The sequence below is a fragment of the Oribacterium sp. NK2B42 genome, assembly GCF_000424445.1.
Classification (GTDB): domain Bacteria; phylum Bacillota; class Clostridia; order Lachnospirales; family Lachnospiraceae; genus Oribacterium.
In genome coordinates this window covers 1-4,539 of record NZ_AUJX01000086.1, presented here as the reverse complement: position 1 = coordinate 4,539, position 4,539 = coordinate 1, and the positions used below count along the sequence as shown (strand labels likewise).

At 48.2% G+C, this 4,539-nt stretch carries 5 protein-coding genes; all 5 read right to left on the bottom strand.

All coding sequences use genetic code 11. The features are described 5' to 3' along the window. A partial coding sequence (locus tag G625_RS0114500; protein WP_029201664.1) for a hypothetical protein occupies positions 1-788 on the bottom strand: 788 nt, incomplete at its 3' end. 21 nt (positions 789-809) lie between these two features. Next, complete coding sequence (locus G625_RS20215; protein WP_044932981.1) at positions 810-1,238, bottom strand: hypothetical protein; 429 nt, start codon at positions 1,236-1,238, stop codon at positions 810-812. 135 nt (positions 1,239-1,373) lie between these two features. Continuing rightward, positions 1,374-2,615, bottom strand: coding sequence for a hypothetical protein (locus tag G625_RS0114490; RefSeq protein WP_029201663.1), 1,242 nt, complete (start codon positions 2,613-2,615; stop codon positions 1,374-1,376). A 717-nt stretch (positions 2,616-3,332) separates the two neighbouring features. Next, positions 3,333-3,746: a putative toxin-antitoxin system toxin component, PIN family gene (locus G625_RS0114480; protein WP_029201662.1), complete on the bottom strand. Its 414-nt coding sequence runs from the start codon at positions 3,744-3,746 to the stop codon at positions 3,333-3,335. Beyond that, positions 3,746-4,018 (bottom strand): AbrB/MazE/SpoVT family DNA-binding domain-containing protein, encoded by a 273-nt coding sequence (locus G625_RS20210; RefSeq protein ID WP_049895930.1) that lies wholly within the window; start codon positions 4,016-4,018, stop codon positions 3,746-3,748. Before G625_RS20210 ends, G625_RS0114480 begins: the two co-directional genes overlap by 1 nt. Positions 4,019-4,539 lie beyond the last annotated feature (521 nt).

Here is a 4,539-nt window from a genome sequence, read left to right as displayed (position 1 = left end):
GCCTTGCCGTCTGTGATTGCCTGGTTCAGTGCTGCCCAGTCATCCGCGTCGTAGTCAGCCTCGGCCTTGCCGTCGAGCAGGGCATCAAGTTCGGCTTTCGCGGCGGTCTTCGCATCTGCCAGCTGATCGCCGACAGCCACGGTCACCGCTTCGCTTGCGTTGTGCGTATCATCACCCTTCAGTCGAATCTGCACATCGCCCGGATTCAGGCCGGTAATGGACGTGCCGGTGACGGCTGTCCATGATGCGCCATTATCCAAAGAGTATTCCATGGCAGTGGTCACGCCGCTGATCACGCCGTCTGCCGATGTTGCGTTTGTGGCGTTGGTTACAGTAAGGCCAGTTGTTTCTGGGGGATTCTGATTTTCCTTTGCCGTCGCATTCGCCAGGGTGATGGTGGCATCCGCGGTTGGGGTTCCGGAAACCGTGATCTGCGTGTAGCTATCGCGGGTTACGGAGACGCCGGAATTGGCGGTAACCGTACAGGAAGCGACATAGTTTTCCGGGAAATAATAGCCGTCAGCTGCGGTATAGACCACATCCGCCATCGCTCCGGACAGTCCGGTCTGCGATGCCTCGCCGGTGGTTGTCATGTTTTCGCCTGCGGTGATGGTCACGCTATGCGTAGCCTCAGCTATGGTCAGCGTAATCGTCATCGTACCCGTCGTAGCGGGTGACGTGATCGTGGTTGTAGTGTCTGCCGCGCTTGCGGTCAAACTCATGCCGGGGAACATCCCCAGCAGCATTGCCAATGTAAGGACAATGCTCAAAATTCTCTTTGTTCTCATATACGCACCTCTTTTTGTAGGTTACTTCACTTCGAGTATCAATTGTATCTCCGCTCCGTTGAGCGGCCTATTGTCCTCTATGGTATAGCAGTCGTAATGGAGTGTCGCGGGGTACTCGCCCGCGTCCAGCGCCCGTGAAAGTGTGATGCGGGTGAACGCCTCGCCGGGGGAGATTTCCTTGCCCGTCCAGAGGGTTTCGCCGCCCTCCAGCGTTAGGGTGAGGACGAAGGCGCAGGCGTTCTCCGCCGGGTTTTTGAGGTTCACCGTCTGCGCGGTCTTGCCCGCCGCGAAGCTCAGCTTCTCGTAGCCCGGTATAGCGATGTTCTCGCCGCTGCCGGGGTTGGCCTCCGCGAACCGCTCCACCCTGTCGCCGCCTGCTGAACAGGCGGTGAGCAGAAGCGCAAAGGAAAGGACGAGAAAGGCCGCAAGGATATTCTGTTTTCGGTTCATAGGCTCACGACCTTTCTGCTAAAGTGGCTCTTGTTCGTGGCGGGGCCGACATCCCTGTGGCCTGCTTCACGACTCGCGCGGGGTTATTTCCCCTGTGAGTATTGCCTCTTCGAGTCTATAGATCACTTATGACCATTAAAAATATTCTACATTATATGACCCCAAGTCGTATATCTTTCCGGCCTCGAAGGTGACGCTAACGCTTTTCGTTATTGGCTTATCTTCACCATCCTCATTGTGTAAATGAAGCCTGAAGTTTGTATAGGTGCCTGGGGCAATGGCTATATATGCGGTTTTATTACCGCCGTCAGTGTTGAAACAATTACCAGAAAAACCATTTCCGACAGAAACAGTTGTGCTTCCAGATGTCGGGGTAAGTGTACCTGTTGAAGTATCGAGGCTGAAAGTTCCTGCCAGTGGCTCGTTGGCTGATATCGTAAAAATAGCATAGATACCGTCGCCGGTAATTGTAACTTTCAGGATGGCGCATGCGTTATGGAATGTAAGGGAGGAGCCTGTGGTGGTGGCATAGGCGATGGGAGCCTTCGGGTCCCAGCCTGAATAATTACTTGTCGAATTCCAACCGCTGTTCCACTGGCTCGTGGGAATCACGATGCCCGAGATGACGTCGCCGCTGAGGGTCAGGCCGCTGGTGTAGGGATACACGGCGTAGAACTTCGAGTCGTCCGTAGCCGTGCCGCTGAACGTGGCCGATGCGCCGCCCGCCGAGGTGGTGAACTGCGTGTTCGTGTTCTTGGCACTGAGGATGCTGATTTTGTCGTTGGCCGCAAACGTGTTGATGGTAGGCAGGCCCGTTGCTGCCGAGCCGTCGCCGTCCCAGCCGAACGTCCCGGCCGTGTAGTCCTCGATGCTCGCCGTCGTCGGAGCCGGGTTGCCAGAAGCAACCGTCTCCACCTTTGCCGTAAAGGTCACGGTGTCCTGATAGGTGCCTGCGGGCTTTTTGCTGTAATCCTCCACGACAATGCCCATCGCTTTGTTCGTGCCGCCATTGGCGTTCAACTCGGCTGCGGTGAACTCCCAGGAAGCGGGCGTTGCGCTGTTGCTGTAAGAGCCCGTAGCCGTCGTCAGATTGTAGCCGACGGAATTGTCGCCGGACTTGAGCGACCAGTTATTCGCGGAGCTGGCGGTCACGGACAGCTTCTTGCCACTGTCGAAGGTGTCGCCGGACGATACCGCCGCGGTGAGACCGCTGGTTTCATTCCAGCCCGCCGCGCTGACGTTCAGCGTCGAGGGGATTTGCAGGGTGTAGGTGCTGACGTTGTCCGCCGCCAGCGCCGTCATGTTCATGCCGGGCATCAGGCCAAGCATCATCGCACATGACAATGCCAGCGAAAGTAATCTCTTCTTGATCTTCATAAATGATTGCCTCCATTTGTTGTTTTGTATATACAAAAAACCGCCGAACCTGACAGGGTATACCTACCCCGTCAGAATCCGACGGTCATCCATCACGAATGTAATATTCAGTTTCAAGCGCCTCGCAGGACGCAAAAAGGGTACAGTTAACCCATGCTCTGCTCTGCTCTGCTCTGCTCTGCTCTGCTCTGCTCTGCTCTGCTCTGCTCTGCTAATACGATTTTACTTTGGATCATATTTGTCAACTATTAAAATCTCCCCTTTGTTTATAACCTAACATCATTAATCGTCATAAGTAATATAAAATATAAGCAAATATCTGAGTTTAATGAAATTTTTGTATAGAAAATCACTTTTCTTGGAATGATTACTCATTTTTATGAATCACCAGCCGTTTGCAAGACTTAATGCTTAAGATACGCATTTCCTCAGAAGTTGAACATTAAATTTTTCAAAAATAGTGTCCAAATTCTGGTTGCCATACCCATTTTTAGAGATTGCGACGGAATTTGGCCTTTTTCAGGCAAAAAAACCGAGGTATTATGCAGTTACCTTTGTAAAACTGATAATACCCCGAAATTAAGCATTTACCTTTTCAAGTGACGTAATCCGCCGTTGGCTTTGGCTGAATTTGTTGACGGATTACTTTAGAGAAATTAAAACATAAAAATAAAGCCCCAAAACAACATTGTTTCAGAGCTCGTATAATATGATACATTATTTGTCGATATTGTTTCTTAGTATCTCGAGAAATTCCGCAACTGTAACTATCTCAATACCGTCATATTCCTTTACTGTCAAAAGATCCTTATCTCCACTGATAACATAATAGCATTTTGAATCAACAGCACACTCAATGAATTTATTGTCATCGGGATCCCTACAAACATCAATTCTAGTTGAAACGTTTATAACGCGGCATTTTGCTTCAATATCAATGAGAGGAACTTTTGGCTTCTTTCCCGGAAACTTTTCTTTTAGATATTCTACAGTCTCAGTGTATTCTTCAAGAATTTCAGCTGATGCATACGCATCTATCTGATTTGTTATAACGCTGTCTATTACTTCTTTTGGTTTACCGCCAAAGAATATTGCTGACGCTACGACATTTGTATCTATAACAACACGCATCAGGCCTTTCTCCTTTTCCTGACTGCTTTAATAGCATCATCTATATCATCTTCTGTCATACCTACACTCTTCGCCCACTTCTGAGATTCTTTCATAAGAGCATCAAATTCGCTGATATCAGGTGTCACGATGGGCTTTAGTAATATATTGTCTCCATCAGTCACAACTATGAGCTTACTACCGGTATCCAAAGAAAGTGCGTCCCTGATTGTTTTGGGTAAAACAACCTGTCCTTTAGAGGAAACTGATGTTACTTCAGTTATCATACTCATTTTATATCCTCCTTGTAGTAAGAATTTCTTACTTAAATAATAGCATTATTTGCTATATACGTCAAATCTTGAAAATCCAAGCTATATATATCCCTCCTATTCTTATACAAAACGCGCATTTAATAGCGATAGAAAGATATACAATGTTCCATTTTCACTTGTATTCAAAAAGTTTTTTATCATAAAATGATAGTTCTCATATCACTTAATGAGCTTTCATAATATTTCATCCACCTATTGTTACTTATTTTATTACAGTCAATTACCCCGACCCTAAAGGGTCTGGGCTTGTAACTCATCCGTAAGGTCCTAACGTCATAATACTATGCTCCCTTACTGTGCAGGTTTCCTTGCATCCCCGTGGTACAACGGGACTATGGTTACATCACCGGACGATTGACTTACGTCCGCTTTTTAAACAGTCAGGTCATGCCCGGCTGTTTTGTTTAATCGATTTTTCTGCTTCCAAACCTTGGATTAGTATCTCCTGATACATACATGGTTCCGAGTTCATACAGGTT

Coding starts and splice junctions, on each gene's coding strand:
- G625_RS20215 (WP_044932981.1), bottom strand. CDS start 1,238: ATGAACCGAAAACAGAATATCCTTGCGGCCTTTCTCGTCCTTTCCTTT.
- G625_RS20210 (WP_049895930.1), bottom strand. CDS start 4,018: ATGAGTATGATAACTGAAGTAACATCAGTTTCCTCTAAAGGACAGGTT.
- G625_RS0114490 (WP_029201663.1), bottom strand. CDS start 2,615: ATGAAGATCAAGAAGAGATTACTTTCGCTGGCATTGTCATGTGCGATG.
- G625_RS0114480 (WP_029201662.1), bottom strand. CDS start 3,746: ATGCGTGTTGTTATAGATACAAATGTCGTAGCGTCAGCAATATTCTTT.